Here is a 15,405-nt window from a genome sequence, read left to right as displayed (position 1 = left end):
TCCTATTGCATTCCATGGCGTCCATGGCCGCAGTCGAAACTGAGGCTGAACCGGCGGTGAATCTGCCGGTGGAACCGGCGCGGCATTGGGCCAATTATCGGCGCTTGTCCAGCATACTTCCGTCGAGCAACGCATTCCTCGCCGCCCGCCCGTTCGACCGTGCGCCATGGCTTGCGGTCGCGTTCCTGACGGGAATCGCAAGCTGGCTGGAACTGGACGGGCCATGGCAGTGGATGGCGCTTCTCGCCGCCTGCGCGGCGCTGGCGACGCTGGCCCTGGCGATCCCGCGCGAGGGTTCGCTGGACTACGTTCGGCTTGCCGCGCTTTCTCTGCCGCTCATGGTGGCGGCAGGTTGCGTGACGGTGTGGAGCAAGTCCGCGCTCGTCGGAAAGTCGGGGGTGGGCCATCCGACCTTCGGCTGGGTGGAGGGGCGCATTCTCGACCGGCAGGAGGAAAGTGCGCGAGGGCGGGTGCGCCTCCTCGTCGACGCGCGGATCGAAGGCGTGCCCGGTGCGATGCGGGTGCGCGTGAACCTGCCGCTGGAAGAGGACAGGCCCGGTCTTGCCGAAGGCGCCACGGTGCGGCTGCGGGCGCGCCTGATGCCGCCCGCTCCGCCGATGCTGCCGGGCGGATACGACTTCGCCCGGGCCGCGTGGTTCCAGGGCCTTGCCGCGACCGGCAGCGTGGTCGGGCCGGTCGATGTGCTGGCCCCGCCTGACGGGGGAGGGCTGCTGCGCCGCTGGCAGCAACACCTGGCCGATCACATTCGCGCCCGTCTCGCCGGATCGCCCGGTTCGATCGCGGCCGCGCTGGCCAGCGGCGATCGGGGCAGCATCGCGCCGACCGACGAGGACGCGATGCGCGATGCCGGGCTGACGCATCTGCTTTCGATCAGCGGCCTGCACGTCAGCGCGGTGATCGCGGCAGTCTATGTCCTGACTGTGCGCCTGTTCGCCTTGTTTCCCTTCGTGGCGCTGCGCGTGCGCCTGCCGATCGTCGCGGCGGCGGCGGGGGCGCTGGCGGGCATTGCCTATACCCTGCTGACGGGATCGGAAGTGCCGACGGTGCGGTCGTGCATCGGCGCCTTGCTAGTACTGGCGGCGCTGGCGCTGGGGCGCGATCCGCTGTCGCTGCGGATGCTGGCGGTGGCGGCGTTCTTCGTCATGGTGTTCTGGCCCGAGGCCGTATTCGGGCCGAGCTTCCAGATGAGCTTCGCCTCGGTGATCGCGATCATCGCGTTCCATGGTTCCACGCCGGCCAAGCGCTTCCTGGCCGCGCGCGAGGAAGGGGTACTGCTTCGCCTGGGGCGGCATCTCGTGATGCTGCTCGCGACGGGACTCGTGATCGAACTGACGCTGATGCCGATCGGGCTGTTCCATTTCCACCGCGCCGGCATCTACGGCGCGGCGGCCAACGTCGTGGCCATTCCGCTCACCACGTTCGTGACCATGCCGCTGATCGCTTTGGCGCTGGTGCTGGACGTGGTGGGGGCGGGCGGGCCGGCGTGGTGGCTGACGGGCAAGTCGCTCGAACTCCTGCTGTGGCTGGCGCACGTGACGGCGGGGCAGCCCGGCGCGGTGACGCTGATGCCGTCGATGCCGCCCGGGGTGTTCGCGCTGTTCGTTGCCGGCGGGCTGTGGCTGGCGCTGTGGACCGGACCGGTGCGCCTGTGGGGGCTTGTTCCGGCAGCGGTGGCCGCGCTGGTGTTCGCCACCATGCGCCCGCCCGACATCCTGGTATCGGGCGATGGCCGGCATGTGGGCCTGACCGGGGAAGGGCCGGAACTGCTGGTGCTGCGCCAGACGCGCGGGGACTATACCCGCGAAAACCTGCTGGAAATGGCCGGGATGGAGGGGAACGTCCGCCCGCTCGACACCTGGCCCGCTGCGGTCTGCAACGCCGACTTCTGCCGGATCGCGCTGAAGCGGGGCGGGCGTTCGTTCGCGGTGCTGATGGCGCGCGGGCAGAATCTGGTGGAGATCGGGGAGTTGAAACGGGCCTGCGCAGCGGCCGACATTGTCATCGCAGATCGCCGCTTACCACGCACCTGCCTGCCCAGGATGCTGAAAGCGGACCGGGCCTTGCTGGCACGGACCGGCGGGCTCGCCATCGATCTTGCCGCTGGCACCGTGCGCACCGTGGCCGAGACGCAGGGGCACCACGGCTGGTATCGCTGGCGGGCGACGCGCCGGCCGGAAGCCGCCCCGTCGCCCGCTTCAACGGATCAGTGATAGCGGCGCAGCAGCCCCGCCAGCTTTCCCTGCACCTGCACTTCATCGGGACGGTAGTATTGCGGATCGTAGGCTGCGTTGGCCGGATCGAGCCGGATCATGCCCTTTTCGCGGCGCAGGTACTTGAGCGTAGCTTCCTCGCCCCGGATCAGCGCCACCACGATTTCGCCATCGCGGGCGATGTCCGTGCGGCGGACCAGCGCGAAATCGCCATCGAAAATCCCGGCATCGACCATCGAATCCCCGGATACTTCCAGCGCGTAATGCTCACCCGCGCCGAGCAGGGCTGCGGGCACCGGCAATACGCTGGAGCCTTCCAGCGCCTCGATCGGGGCACCGGCGGCGATGCGGCCGTGCAGCGGCACTTCGATGACGTCGTTGGCCGGCGCCGGTGCGGTCTTCGGCGGGCTGCGCAGCGGCACGACCACATCGTTGGCGGGAGCCGTGCGCGACGCGGCCTTGGTGGTTGCGCTGTCCGGCTGGCGCAGCACTTCCAGAGCGCGGGCGCGGTTGGGTAGCCGACGGATGAAGCCGCGTTCCTCCAGCGCTGAAATCAGCCGGTGGACGCCCGATTTCGATTTGAGATCGAGAGCTTCCTTCATTTCCTCGAACGAGGGGGAAATGCCGGACTCCTCAAGCCGGAGCTGGATGAAAGTCAGCAGTTCGTGCTGCTTGCGCGTCAGCATTGCGCGTCACTCCATAGTGAACGAATGCGGAACGAATAAGCAACCAAAACGCACCCGTCAAGCAATTCCGCCATTTTCCAGCAAATAGACCGGAACATCCGTTCCCGCTGGCGTCAATGGCGCGCGGGCTTCGCGCCGGACCAGCGCGTTGCTGCGCGCGAGCGACGACAGCGCACCGGAATCCTGCAGGGGATCGAGCGTCACGCTGGCACCGTCCCAGCGGGCGCGCAGGAATTCGGTACGTCCGCCGCCCGCCGGCATATCCTGCGCGAGGCGAGCCGGAATCAGGCGCGGCAGCGTTTCCGCCGCACCCAGCGCGGCCCGGAGGAGCGGCAGCAGGAACAGGTAGCCGGTCACGAAGGCGGCGGCGGGATTGCCGGGCAGGCCCAGGATCACCTGTCTGCCGCGTTGCGCCACCATCAGTGGCTTGCCCGGCTTGATCGCGACCCGCCAGAAATCGAGCGTCGCGCCGGTGGCCTCGATTGCCGGGCGAACGAGATCGTGATCGCCCACCGAAGCGCCGCCGCTGGTAACCACCACATCGGCATCGCGCACGCGGTCCAGCGCGGCGGTCAGGTCGTCGAGCCGGTCGGGGATCGGCCCGATGCGATCGGTCACGACCTGGCAGGCCGCCGCCAGCGCCGCCAGCATCGGGCCGTTGCTGGCGGGAATCTGGTGCGGCGCGAGCGTGGTGCCGGGGGCGACCAGTTCATCACCGCAATCGATCACGGCCAGTTTCACCGGCCGGCGCACGGCAAGGTAATGGTGCCCGGCGGCAACGGCGAGCGCGATCTGCGCCGCGCCCATGTGTTGCCCGGCCGGCAGCAAGGGGGCATCGAGGCTGAAATCCATGCCGCGCGGGCGGATGTGCTTGTCTCGGGGCACGGGCGGTTCGCCCGTCAGGCGCAGGTTGTCGTCTTCGCGCGTGGCGTCTTCCTGGATCAGCACCATGTCCGCGCCGTCGGGAACCACGGCGCCGGTGCTGATCCGCACCGCCTGTCCGGGCGCGACCGTGCCATCGAACGGATGGCCGGCGGCGCTTTCGCCCGCGACGGTCCACGGGCCGGGGAGATCGGCCGCGCGCAGGGCGTATCCGTCCATGGCGGAGAGCGCCGCCTCGGGCTGGTTGCGCCGCGCGGTGAGCGGCTGGGCAAGATGGAAGCCCAGGCATTCGGCGGCGGGGCGACGTTCCACCGGCAGCGCGGGGGCCAGCGCGAGCAGGCGCCGCTGCGCCTCCTCCAGCGGTAACGGTGGGGTTTTCATGCCTGGTCTTGCCGCTCTTCGTCCGCGCGCCACGTGCCCGACTTGCCGCCGCGCTTTTCGATCAGGCGGACCTGTTCGATCACCATGCCTTTGTCCAGCGCCTTGGCCATGTCGTAGATGGTCAGCAGCGCGATCGAGACGGCGGTCAGCGCTTCCATTTCCACGCCAGTCCGGCCGGTGAGCGAGGCAGTGGCAGTCACCTCCACGCCATCGGGCACGAAGGCGAACTCCACTGCGACCGCATCGAGCGCAAGCGGATGGCACAGGGGGATGAGCTCGCCCGTCTTCTTCGCCGCCATGATCCCGCCGATCCGCGCTGCCGCCAGAACGTCGCCCTTTGGCGCATCGCCCTCGCGGATGGCGGCAAGCGTGGCCGGCGTCATGCGGATGCGGCCCCGCGCGATGGCGACGCGCGCCGTTTCCGCCTTGCCGCCGACGTCGACCATGCGCGCATGGCCTTGTGAATCGAGATGCGTAAGCCCGCTCATGCGCAGCAATCTTGCGAAGTTGACAAAGTTGACACGGTCCATGGCGAAGGAACACGGGGTGGGCACGGGCCGGTAAAGACCGCGCCGCGAGAAAAGGAAAAGCAGGCTGTCATGCCGTGGTCATGCCAGAGGATCGCGGCTTAGGACAGGGGGTTAGGGGCCGATCAGTGCCGCGTGGTCCGTTCGTCATTGCGAGCGGAAGCGAAGCAATCCACAGCCGCGCGTGCTGCCCGGGATTGCCGCGGGGCTGCGCCCCTCGCAATGACGACAGGGTGGCCGTCCAACCCTACCAGTCGCGCCAGCCGTCGATTTCCTCCAGCAGCCGCTTCTGCCCGGCAAGCCGGGCCATCTCGGCGAGAGCGGCGCGGATGTCGTCGCGCTCCGCCGTGCCGATCATGCCGCCGATGCGGTGATCGGCATGGTTGAACCACGCCACGCAGCGCTTGAAGATCGCGCGGGCGGCGGGCTTGCGCGGCTTCGGCGCCAGTGCGGAGAGTTCGGCGCAGGCCAGCAGCAGCGCCCGGCGCGCGCCGGCCACGAACGCGGGCGGCAGCCCCGTCTCGGCCGCGCTCCAGCCTGCCAGCGGCGTTTCGGCGCGCAGACGGTCCCACGTCAGCCCGGCCATCCGGGCGACGAAGCGGGTGCGGGCGGCAGCTGCTTCCGCCTTTTCGGCGATCTGTTCGCGCGCGACTTCATCGCGCAAGGCATCGCGATCATGCGCCCAGCGCCATTCGCCCTCGGCAGCCTCGCTCGCGCTGGCGAGCGAGGTGCCATAGCGCGCGCCGATGCCATAGCAGGCGATGGCTTCGGCATGGGCTCGGTCTTGAGCCGACAACGGCGTTTCGCCCAGCAGCATCGGTTCGCGCAGGTCGGCCAGCTTCCAGTCCGGCGGCTGCAGGCCGAAGATCGCGGGTTCGCGGCGCAGCGAGAACCGGCGTTCACGCAGGATGCCGCAGGCGGCGGTTTCGGCGAGCGACGGGCGCGCGGTCCAGATCCCGTCCAGGACAAGAATCACGATTATCGGGGGGCTGGCACCGATCACGCGCAATGCGGCCCACCGCCCGGTTTCGGCCGGCGAAAAGCGCGTGAACGGAGCGGTGCGGAAGGAAAGGACCGTGCCGGCGGCGGGCAGGACGCGGCGCGATCCCCGCAAGACTGCCTTCATGCCACCTTTCACCTTGCCGCCCGTGCCGTTGGGACGGGATCGCCCCTACTGCCGTGCCAGGACGCAAGGTATGGTGAAAATGGACCGATGCGGAGCGGCGGATCAGCCCTGAAGCAGGGCCTTTACCGCCGCCGTGACATCCGTCTGGCGCATCAGGCTTTCGCCGACCAGGAAGGTGCGTGCGCCGCACTTTTCGAGCCGCTGGAGATCGGCATGGGTATTGATGCCGCTTTCGCTGACCAGCAGCGTGCCTTGCGGGGCCAGCGGGGCCAGCCGTTCGGTGATGGCGATATCGGTGACGAAGCGCTTGAGATCGCGGTTGTTGACGCCGATCAGGCGCGAGCGCAACCGTGCGGCGCGCTCCATCTCGGCCTCGTTATGGACCTCCACCAGCACGTCCATGCCCTGTTCGATCGCGGCGGCCTCGATCTCGGCCATCGCGCCGTCGTCCAGCGCGGCGACGATGATGAGGATGGCGTCGGCCCCGATCGCGCGGGCTTCCGTGACCTGCCAGGGATCGACCATGAAATCCTTGCGCAACACCGGCAGCGCGCAGGCGGCACGGGCGGCGATCAGGAAATCCTCGTGCCCCTGGAAATAGGGTGCGTCGGTCAGGATCGAAAGACAGGCCGCGCCCCCGGCTTCATACTGCCGCGCGTGTTCGGCGGGCTGGAAATCGGCGCGGATCAGGCCCTTGGACGGGCTCGCCTTCTTGATCTCCGCGATCAGCGCGTAGCCAGCGGCCGCTCTCGCGCGCAAGGCCGCCTCGAACCCGCGCGGGGCGCTCTGCCCGGCGGCGCGGGCGGCCAGGTCGGCCAGCGAGGTGGCGGCCTTGCGGGCGGCGACTTCGCTGCGCTTGGTGTCGCAGATCTCGGTGAGCTTGTCGGTCATCGCGGCGCTTTAGCGGGACTGCGCGGGGCGAGTCGAGAGGGTGGTGCGGTGTGTCTCGACTTCGCTCGACACGAACGGGGACAGGGTGTCCTTCAACCTCCGTTCGTGTCGAGCGAAGTCGAGACACCGGCGCGCACGCAATCCCGGCCTCTAGCGCAGCGCCACGATCCAGCAATCGAGCAGGGCCTTGGCCAGCCCCTTGTCGATCGCCTCGGCCGCTTCCTCCACGCCTTCGTGCCAGTTGCGCGCTTCGCCCGCGACCATCAGCGCGGCGGCGGCGTTGAGGAGGACGGCGTCGCGATAAGCGCCGGGTTCGCTCAGCAGCAGGCGCCGCAGGGCTTCGGCGTTATGCGCGGGATCGCCGCCCCGGATTGCCTCGATCGGTGCGGTGGGCAGATCGGCATCGGACGGCGCGACGCGGCGCATCACGATCTCCGCGCCGGTCACGTCGGCCAGTTCGTTGCCACCGGCGAGCGAGAGTTCGTCCAGCCCCTCGTCGCCCGAGACGACAAAGGAACGCGCGGTGCCGAGCCGGGCCAGCGCATCGGCATAGATCGGCACATAGGCGGGCCGGGCGATGCCGACGAGCTGGCGCGAGACCTGCGCGGGGTTAGCCAGCGGCCCCATCAGGTTGAAGATCGTGCGCCGGCCGATCGCCTTGCGGATCGGCATGATGCGGCCCATCGCCGGGTGGTGGCGCGCGGCAAAGAGGAAGCCGATGCCGATGTCCGCCAGCGTCTCTTCCGCCGTTTCAGCGGCGCGATCGAGGTTGAGGCCCAGCGCTTCGAGCGTGTCAGCCGCGCCGGCCTTGGAACTGGCGGCACGGTTGCCGTGCTTGGCCACGGGCACGCCGCAGGCCGCGACGACCAGGCTGACGGCGGTGGAGACGTTGAGCGTGTGGTGCCCGTCGCCGCCGGTGCCGCAGACGTCGATGGCGTTGGCGGGGGCCTGCACCGGGATCATCCGCGCGCGCATCGCCCGCGCCGCGCCGGCAATCTCGCTCGCCGTCTCGCCCCGCTCCGACAGCGCGACGAGGAAGGCGGCGATCGCCTCGTCCGCCACCGCGCCATCAAGAATCGCGGCAAAGGCCCGCTCGGCGGTGTCCTCGTCGAGCGGGCGGTCGACCGGCGGCAGCGCGGTCACGCCGGGACTTTCGCGTCCACGCCGCACAGCCGAAGGAAGTTTGCCAGCATGGCGTGGCCGTGTTCGGTGGCAATCGATTCCGGGTGGAACTGCACGCCATGGATCGGCAGCTCGCGATGGCGGAAGCCCATGACGTGCGTATCGTCCGAGGTGGCGTTGACCGCCAGCACATCGGGAATGTCGGTCACGATCAGCGAGTGATAGCGCGTGGCGGTGAAGGGCGAGGGGATGCCGGCGAACATGCCGGTGCCGTCATGCGTGACGGGCGAGGTCTTGCCGTGCATCAGCCCGCCGCGCACCACCTGCCCGCCGAAATACTGCCCGATCGACTGGTGGCCCAGGCACACGCCCAGTAGCGGTACGCCCGCGTCCGCCGCCGCGCCCACCAGATCGAGGCTGATCCCGGCCTCGTTGGGCGTGCAGGGACCGGGCGAGATCAGGAACCCCTGCGCGCCAGAGGATATCGCCTGCCCGGCGGACAGCGCATCGTTGCGGACGACATCCACTTCCGCGCCCATCTCCATCAGGTAGTGGACGAGGTTCCAAGTGAAGCTGTCGTAATTGTCGATGACGAGGATCATGATGGAGTCCTACTGCCCGAAGCCCGGATCGCTAGACACGCGGATCGCCTCGCGCGCGGCGGCGAAGAGGGCGCCGGACTTGTGTTCGCATTCGCGCTGTTCGTAGACGGGATCGCTGTCCGCCACGATGCCCGCGCCGGCCTGGACGTGGAGCACGCCGTCCTTGATCACGCCGGTCCGCAGCACGATGCAGCTATCCACCGAGCCGTCGGGCGCGAAATAGCCGACGCCGCCGGCATAGGCGCCGCGCGTTTCGGGTTCGAGTTCGGCGATGATCTCGCAGGCGCGGACCTTGGGCGCGCCGCTGACCGTGCCCGCCGGGAAGCCCGCGAACAGCGCATCGACCGAATCCGCGCGCTGAGTATCGAGTTCGCCCACCACGTTCGAGACGATGTGCATGACGTGGCTGTAGCGTTCGATCGTGTAGCTCTCGGTGACCTTGACCGTGCCCGCCTTGGCCACGCGGCCCACGTCGTTGCGGCCGAGGTCGAGCAGCATGAGGTGTTCGGCGCGTTCCTTGGGATCAGCCAGCAGGCTTTCCTCGTTGGCGCGGTCCTCCTCCGCCGTCTTGCCGCGCGGGCGCGTGCCGGCGATGGGTCGGATGGTGACTTCGCCATCGCGGATGCGGACGAGGATTTCCGGGCTTGAGCCGGTGAGCGCGAAGCCCGGCAAGTCGAGGAAATAGAGGAACGGCGAAGGGTTGATCCGGCGCAGCGCCCGGTAAAGCGCGATCGGTGGCAGCGGGAAGGGGGCGCTGAACCGCTGCGCCAGCACCACCTGGAAGATGTCGCCCGCCTCGATGTATTCCTTGGCCCGGCCGACCATGCGGGCATAGTCCTCGGGTGCCATCGCCGGGGCAAGCGCAACGTCCACCGGCGCATCGAGCCGCGCGTCCTGCGGTGCGGGGCGGGCGAGGCGGCGCAGCGCTTCGTCGATGCGCTCGCCCGCCGTTTCCAGCGCCTGCGCAGGCGAAGCGCCGCCGCCGGCCCAAACCGGCGCGATGGCGAAAAGCTCGTCGGACAGGCGATCGAACACCAGCACCACGGTCGGGCGCACGAACAGCATGTCGGGCTGGACCAGCGGGCTTTGCGGCGCGCGGGGCAGCTTTTCGACCAGGCCGATGGTCTCGTAGCCGAAATAGCCGACAAGGCAGGCGAGCGCCGAAGGCAGCGCCGCCGGCACGTCGATGTGGCAAGCCTTCACCAGCGCGCGCAGTTCGGTCAGGCTGTCACCCGGCAGCGGGGCGAAGGCTTCGCGATCATGTCGCCACGCGCGGTTGACCTCGGCGGCGCGGCCGGTGGCGCGGAACACCAGATCGGGGTCCAGCCCCAGCAGGCTGTAACGCCCGCGCACTTCGCCGCCCTGCACGGATTCGAGCAGGAAATCGCCTCGCCCCGGTTCGATCAGCTTCAGCGCGGCCCCGATGGGCGTTTCGGTATCGGCGATCAGGCGCCGCCAGATGAGCGCGGGGCGACCGTCGGCGAGCGCGGCGTGCGCCGCGTCCCAGTTTTCGGGCCGTCCGGTCCGGGCCGGCGCGTTCTCGATCACCGCCGCATCGACCATCGGCTTACTGGCCCCCGGTCAACTGCTTGCGCAGGGCCGCGATCGCGGTTTCGTTGCGCTTGACGCCGATTTCGTTGCGGATGGCGGTGCGCAGTTCGTCGGCCAGTTCGCGCCCGGCTGCCGCGCCCAGCTCGCGCTGGATGGTGGGCAGCATGGGATCGTTGGCGGCGACCTGGCCGGGGATGATGTCGTTCAGCGTGACGATGAACCACCCCTGCTTGCCCGGCGCTTCCAGCCGCTTGCTGGTCTTCTTCGCCATGCTGAACATCAGCGCCAGCGGCGCGGGCACGCGACCACCGGCCGCGGCAAGCTGCTGACGCTCCATGTTCACGGCCTGCGGGGCGGGCAGGGCCACGCCCAGCGTTTTCAGCGCATCGGCGAGCGAGGTGCCCTTGGCGAGCGCGGCCATGATCTTGTCGCTGGCGATCTTTGCCTGGGCGGAACCCTGATCGGCAGCGTAATCACGCGCGACCACGTCCTTGATCTGCGCCAGCGGCGCGGGAGCGGCCTCGGTAATCTCGCCCACGTCGAACAGCGCGAACTTCGTGCTGCCGGGCACTTCGGAAATCTGCGGTTCGCCTTCGCGCTCCATCGAGAACGCCGCCGCAAGCAGCGGCGCGACGTCCGCCGGGGCCTTTTCCGCGGGCTTGCCGAAGACCTGCCCGGTGGCGAGGAGCGGCGCGGTGGTCTGGACGGTGAGGCCCATCGACTTGGCGACGTCGGCAAGGCTGGTGCCGTTTTCGAACTGCTGCTCGATCTTGGCGGACATGTCGGTCAGCGCCGCCCGGCGCTTTTCGAGCGTCATCGCCGCGACGATTTCCGCCCTGGCCTGATCCAGCGTCTTGCCCGGTTTGCGGGTGATCGCATCCACGCGGATGACGTGCCAGCCGATCGGGCTGCGCGCGGGGGCGGCAACCTGGCCCTGGGCCGTGGCGAACACGGCGGCCGCCACTGCGTCCGACGCCTGCGAGGACAGGGCCTCGCGCGTCAGGTCGGGCAGCTTCGTGGCGCCCAGACCCTTTTCCTTGGCGGTGGCTTCGATCGCGTTGCCGCTGCCCACTTCCGCGGCCAGCGCGCGCGCGGCCGCTTCGGTGGGGACGATAACCTGCGTGACGGTGCGGGTTTCGGAAGCGGCATAGGTCGCCGCGTTGAGCTTGTAGCGTTCCGCGACTTCGGCATCGCTGGGCGCGGGCACGCTCTTGAGCGCGGCTTCATCGAGGAAGGCATAACGCACGGTGCGGCGTTCGGGCTGGCGATAGCGGCCCAGGTTGGCCTTGTAGAAGGCATCGAGCTGCTGGTCGGAAGCCGGCTGCTTCGGCGCGAAGGCCAGCGACGGGATCGTGGCGATCACGCCATCGCGGCGTTCCTTGATCTGCGCGGCATAGCGCAGCGCGGCATCGCGCGGCATCGTCGCGCCGAACCCGGCGGGCACCAGGATCTGACGGGCGACAAGGCCCTGGCCGATATCGTTGCGCACGCCGGCTTCGGTCAGGCCGCGCTGGGCAATGAGCTGCTTGTAGGTGGTCTGGCTGAACTTGCCGTCCGGCCCCTGGAACGCGGAAATCTTGGCGATTTCGCTGTCGACAAGACGGCTGCTGGCGACGATGCCGTACTTCTTGCCCCATTCGAGCATGGCGGTGCGATCGACCATGCCGGAAAGGGCGTCATCCAGCGCGCCCTGCTCCAGGAAGTCCTTCATCGTCAGCGTGGGCGTCTGCTGCCGTTCGGATTCGAACGCGCGGGTCACGGTCTTGCCCAGATCGCCGATGCCGATGCGATCGCCGCCGACGGAGGCCGCGCGATCGCCGCCCGCTACGCCGCCAAACCGGCTGCCGGTGATGTCCGCGCCGGCGAAAGCCAGGGCGATCAGCGCCAGGAACACCAGCGCCAGAATCACGCCGAGGCGCGATTTGAGGAAGGAACGGAAAAAGCCGAGCATCGGGGGCAATCGCCTATCTTGTAACTTCGGTTCAACACGTTGCCCGTGCAGCGGCGACCGGGCAAAGCCGGGGCGCACGCTACACGCGCGAACGAGGGGCCTTGCCTTAGGGACCAAACGCGAATCCTGCAATGGTCGCGCTCGGGGCCGCGCTCGGGGCCACCCTGCGGCCACGCTCTGCGGCGGCATGGCGCGGCGCAAAACGCTTTCGCCCGGGCAGAGAACGCTTTCCCCCGTATTGTGAGGAACCGTTTTGCATTCTTATGCGCGGTTTGTTAGCCGCGCGGCGATTCAGTCCGCCTCGCTTACGTCCAGGAGGCGCGAATCCGAGTTTTGCTAGGGGGACCAGTCGAAGCCTATGACTCATCGGCCTTTCATCGTTGGCAACTGGAAGATGAACGGTACGCGCGCCATGCTGGCCGAAGCCCGTGCCATCGACCGTGCCGCCGAACGCTTTCCCGATGTGCAAGTTGCGCTCGCGCCGCCGTTCACGCTGATCAACACGCTGCGCGAGGCGGTGAGCGCGATGAATGTCGGCGGGCAGGATTGCCACGCCGAAGTGAAGGGCGCGCATACGGGCGACGTCTCCGCCGCGATGCTGGCGGACATTGGCGCCGATTTCGTGATTCTGGGGCACAGTGAACGCCGGCGCGATCACGGCGAGACCGATGCCGCCGTGCGTGCCAAGGCCGATGCCGCGCTGACGGCCGGGCTGGCGATCATCGTTTGCGTGGGCGAAACGCTGGAAGAGCGCGACGCGGGCAAGGCTGAAGCGGTGGTTTCCGGTCAGGTTTCGGCGTCTTTGCCGGTGGGCGACGAAGCGCAGGCCGCCGCTGCGGCGGGCAAGATCGCCGTCGCCTATGAACCGGTATGGGCGATCGGTACCGGCCGCGTGGCGGCGGTGGAAGACGTGGTCGCGATGCACGCCGCCGTGCGCGCGCGGCTCAACGCTGCCTATGGCGAGGCGGCGGACAAGGTGCGCATTCTCTATGGCGGCTCGGTCAACGCCGGCAACGCGGCCGATCTGCTGTCGGCGGCCGACGTGGGTGGCGCGCTGGTGGGCGGAGCGAGCCTGACGGCGGAAGCGTTCCTGCCGATCATCGCCGCCGCGGGGTCGGGCGAAGCCTGAGCGCCAGCCGGGCCTCAGCCGGTGCCTTGCCATCGGCGGGTTCGCGGCCTACATGCGCCCCAATCGTTTCAGGCAGAACATCATGTCGCTTTTCATTTTCCTTACCGTCGTGCAGGCGCTGGTCGCGGCCGCGCTGGTCGGTGTCATCCTGATCCAGAAGTCCGAAGGTGGCGGCCTGGGCGTTGGCGGAAGCCCTTCGGGCTTCATGTCGGCGCGCGGCGCGGCGGATTTCCTGACGCGCGCGACGACGGTGCTCGCCACGGCGTTCGTGGTGCTGAGCATCGCGCTTGCCGCGCTGGCGGTGAAGACCAGCTCGGGCAGCACGATCGACACTTCGCTTGACCGTTCGGTCCCGGCGCCCAAGGCTGATCCGCTGGCGCCGGCGCAAGGTCAGCAGCCGAGCCAGCAGCCAGCGGCGCCCGTTCAGGGCAGCGCGCCTGCGCCCGCGGCGGTTCCGGCCGACCCGCTCAAGGGTGCCGCGAAGCAGTAACCGTTACCCGGCAATAGAGCGCGCACCGATCCCGCATCCTTTTCCGGGCTTGCGGGGCGGGCGCTTTGCTTGTTGCCGATCGACCGTTTCAGCGGCCACATAAGGGCCGCAATCATCCAGCTTGTGGATTGCCGGAGCAATTTCTCCGGTAACCGCTTGCGTCCATTCAACCTCTGACGCTAAGGCCCGACTCCCATGGCGCGGTACATATTTATCACCGGCGGCGTGGTCTCCTCGCTCGGCAAAGGTCTCATGGCGGCAAGCCTCGCCGCGCTGTTGCAGGCGCGCGGCTATCGCGTGCGAATCCGCAAGTTCGATCCTTATCTCAACGTCGATCCGGGCACGATGAGCCCGTACCAGCACGGCGAGGTCTATGTGACCGACGACGGCGCGGAAACCGACCTCGATCTGGGACACTACGAGCGCTTCACTGGCGTGTCCGCGCGCCAGGCAGACAACATCACGTCGGGCCGCATCTACCGAGACATCATCGCCAAGGAGCGCCGGGGCGATTACCTGGGCGCCACGGTGCAGGTGATCCCGCACGTAACCGACGCGATCAAGGACTTCGCGCAGACCGAAACCGAGGACCTCGATTTCGTATTGTGCGAGATCGGCGGCACAGTGGGCGACATCGAGGGGCTGCCGTTCATCGAGGCGCTGCGCCAGCTCCACAACGAGCTGGACCGCGACCAGACCTGTTTCGTCCACGTCACGCTGGTGCCCTATATCGCGGCCGCCGGCGAGCTGAAGACCAAGCCTACCCAGCATTCGGTGCGCGAGCTGACCGGGCTGGGCATCCAGCCTGACATCCTGCTGTGCCGTTGCGAAAAGCCGCTGCCCGAAGGCGAGCGCGCCAAGATCGCGCAGTTCTGCAATGTGCGCAAATCGGCGGTGATCCCGGCGCTGGACGCGTCGAGCATCTATGCGGTACCGCTGCAGTACCATGCCGAGGGGCTGGACGCTGAAGTGCTGCGCCACTTCGGCCTGACCGCGCCGGAGCCGGACCTTGCCCGCTGGGACGATATCGTCGACCGCCACCAGAACCCCGAGGGCGAGGTGACGATCGGCGTCGTCGGCAAGTACGTGGGGCTGCAGGACGCCTACAAGTCGCTGAACGAGGCGCTGGTCCACGGTGGCATGGCCAACCGCGTCAAGGTCAACATCAAGTGGCTCGACGCCGAACTGTTCGAGAAGGACGACAGCGAGATCGCCGCGCATCTGGAGCCGATGCACGGCATCCTGGTGCCGGGTGGCTTCGGCGAGCGCGGCACCGAGGGGAAGATCGCGTCCGTCCGCTTCGCGCGCGAACGCAACGTGCCGTTCTTCGGCATCTGCCTGGGCATGCAGATGGCCTGCATCGAAGGCGCGCGCAACACCGCCGGCATCGCCGCCGCGTCGTCCACCGAGTTCGGCCCGACCGACGAGCCGGTGGTGGGCATCATCACCGAATGGATGACGCCCGAAGGGCTCGAAAAGCGGCAGGCGGGCGGTGACCTTGGCGGCACGATGCGGCTGGGCGCCTATGAGGCAAGGCTCGACGGAAACAGCCATGTCGCGCAGATCTACGGTTCGACGACGATCAGCGAGCGCCACCGCCACCGTTACGAAGTGAACGGCGCCTATCGCGCGCCGCTGGAAAAGGGTGGGCTGGTATTTTCCGGCATGTCGCCCGACGGACTGCTGCCCGAGATCGTCGAACGGCCGGACCATCCCTGGTTCATCGGCGTGCAGTTCCACCCCGAACTCAAGAGCCGCCCGTTCGATCCGCACCCGCTGTTCCGCGGCTTCATCGAGGCGGCGGTCAAGCAGGCCCGCCTGTTCTGAAACAGGCCG

The 15,405-nt window shown here is 68.7% G+C and carries 13 protein-coding genes; 4 read left to right on the top strand and 9 right to left on the bottom strand.

Annotation, left to right across the window (positions count from 1 at the left end):
• Positions 1–23: 23 nt before the first annotated feature.
• Positions 24–2,231 (top strand): ComEC/Rec2 family competence protein, encoded by a 2,208-nt coding sequence (locus EH199_RS01370; RefSeq protein WP_124807482.1) that lies wholly within the window; start codon positions 24–26, stop codon positions 2,229–2,231.
• Here EH199_RS01370 and lexA read toward each other — a convergent pair.
• The 9 genes from lexA to EH199_RS01325 form a co-directional block, all read right to left on the bottom strand.
• The gene (gene lexA, locus EH199_RS01365) at positions 2,225–2,917 is read right to left on the bottom strand and encodes a transcriptional repressor LexA (RefSeq protein ID WP_124807481.1); all 693 of its coding nucleotides are present in this window, start codon (positions 2,915–2,917) and stop codon (positions 2,225–2,227) included. The two genes, EH199_RS01370 and lexA, sit on opposite strands and share 7 nt — an antisense overlap.
• Positions 2,918–2,974: 57 nt before the next feature.
• Positions 2,975–4,180 carry a molybdopterin molybdotransferase MoeA gene (locus EH199_RS01360; RefSeq protein WP_124807480.1) on the bottom strand — a complete coding sequence of 402 codons (1,206 nt, stop codon included), beginning with the start codon at positions 4,178–4,180 and terminating at the stop codon, positions 2,975–2,977.
• Complete coding sequence (gene moaC, locus EH199_RS01355) at positions 4,177–4,668, bottom strand: cyclic pyranopterin monophosphate synthase MoaC (RefSeq protein WP_124807479.1); 492 nt, start codon at positions 4,666–4,668, stop codon at positions 4,177–4,179. Before moaC ends, EH199_RS01360 begins: the two co-directional genes overlap by 4 nt.
• Positions 4,669–4,954: 286 nt before the next feature.
• A complete protein-coding gene (locus EH199_RS01350) occupies positions 4,955–5,833 on the bottom strand; it encodes a hypothetical protein (protein WP_124807478.1) in 879 nt (292 codons plus the stop codon).
• Between the two features lie 102 nt (positions 5,834–5,935).
• A complete protein-coding gene (gene trpC, locus EH199_RS01345) occupies positions 5,936–6,724 on the bottom strand; it encodes an indole-3-glycerol phosphate synthase TrpC (RefSeq protein WP_124807477.1) in 789 nt (262 codons plus the stop codon).
• 150 nt (positions 6,725–6,874) lie between these two features.
• Positions 6,875–7,867, bottom strand: coding sequence for an anthranilate phosphoribosyltransferase (gene trpD / locus EH199_RS01340; protein WP_124807476.1), 993 nt, complete (start codon positions 7,865–7,867; stop codon positions 6,875–6,877).
• Positions 7,864–8,448: an aminodeoxychorismate/anthranilate synthase component II gene (locus tag EH199_RS01335; RefSeq protein WP_124807475.1), complete on the bottom strand. Its 585-nt coding sequence runs from the start codon at positions 8,446–8,448 to the stop codon at positions 7,864–7,866. The genes trpD and EH199_RS01335 overlap by 4 nt, the downstream gene beginning before the upstream one ends.
• Before the next feature lie 9 nt (positions 8,449–8,457).
• Entirely contained in the window at positions 8,458–10,011 is a 1,554-nt protein-coding gene (trpE, locus tag EH199_RS01330; RefSeq protein WP_124807474.1) for an anthranilate synthase component I, read from the bottom strand.
• A 4-nt stretch (positions 10,012–10,015) separates the two neighbouring features.
• On the bottom strand, positions 10,016–11,950 hold the full coding sequence (locus tag EH199_RS01325; protein WP_124807473.1) for a peptidylprolyl isomerase: 1,935 nt from the start codon (positions 11,948–11,950) through the stop codon (positions 10,016–10,018).
• 358 nt (positions 11,951–12,308) lie between these two features.
• Between EH199_RS01325 and tpiA the strand changes: the two genes are divergently transcribed.
• The 3 genes from tpiA (at position 12,309) to EH199_RS01310 (ending at position 15,396) form a co-directional block, all read left to right on the top strand.
• Positions 12,309–13,079, top strand: a complete 771-nt coding sequence (gene tpiA, locus EH199_RS01320) for a triose-phosphate isomerase (RefSeq protein WP_124807472.1) — start codon at positions 12,309–12,311, stop codon at positions 13,077–13,079.
• 82 nt (positions 13,080–13,161) lie between these two features.
• Positions 13,162–13,569, top strand: a complete 408-nt coding sequence (gene secG / locus EH199_RS01315; RefSeq protein ID WP_124807471.1) for a preprotein translocase subunit SecG — start codon at positions 13,162–13,164, stop codon at positions 13,567–13,569.
• 195 nt (positions 13,570–13,764) lie between these two features.
• Positions 13,765–15,396 (top strand): CTP synthase, encoded by a 1,632-nt coding sequence (locus EH199_RS01310; RefSeq protein WP_124807470.1) that lies wholly within the window; start codon positions 13,765–13,767, stop codon positions 15,394–15,396.
• The last annotated feature ends 9 nt before the right edge of the window (positions 15,397–15,405 follow it).

It is taken from the genome of Novosphingobium sp. LASN5T, from assembly GCF_003856955.1.
Classification (GTDB): domain Bacteria; phylum Pseudomonadota; class Alphaproteobacteria; order Sphingomonadales; family Sphingomonadaceae; genus Novosphingobium.
The sequence above is the reverse complement of the archived record's forward strand: the minus strand, read 5'-3'. Positions and strand labels throughout refer to the sequence as shown.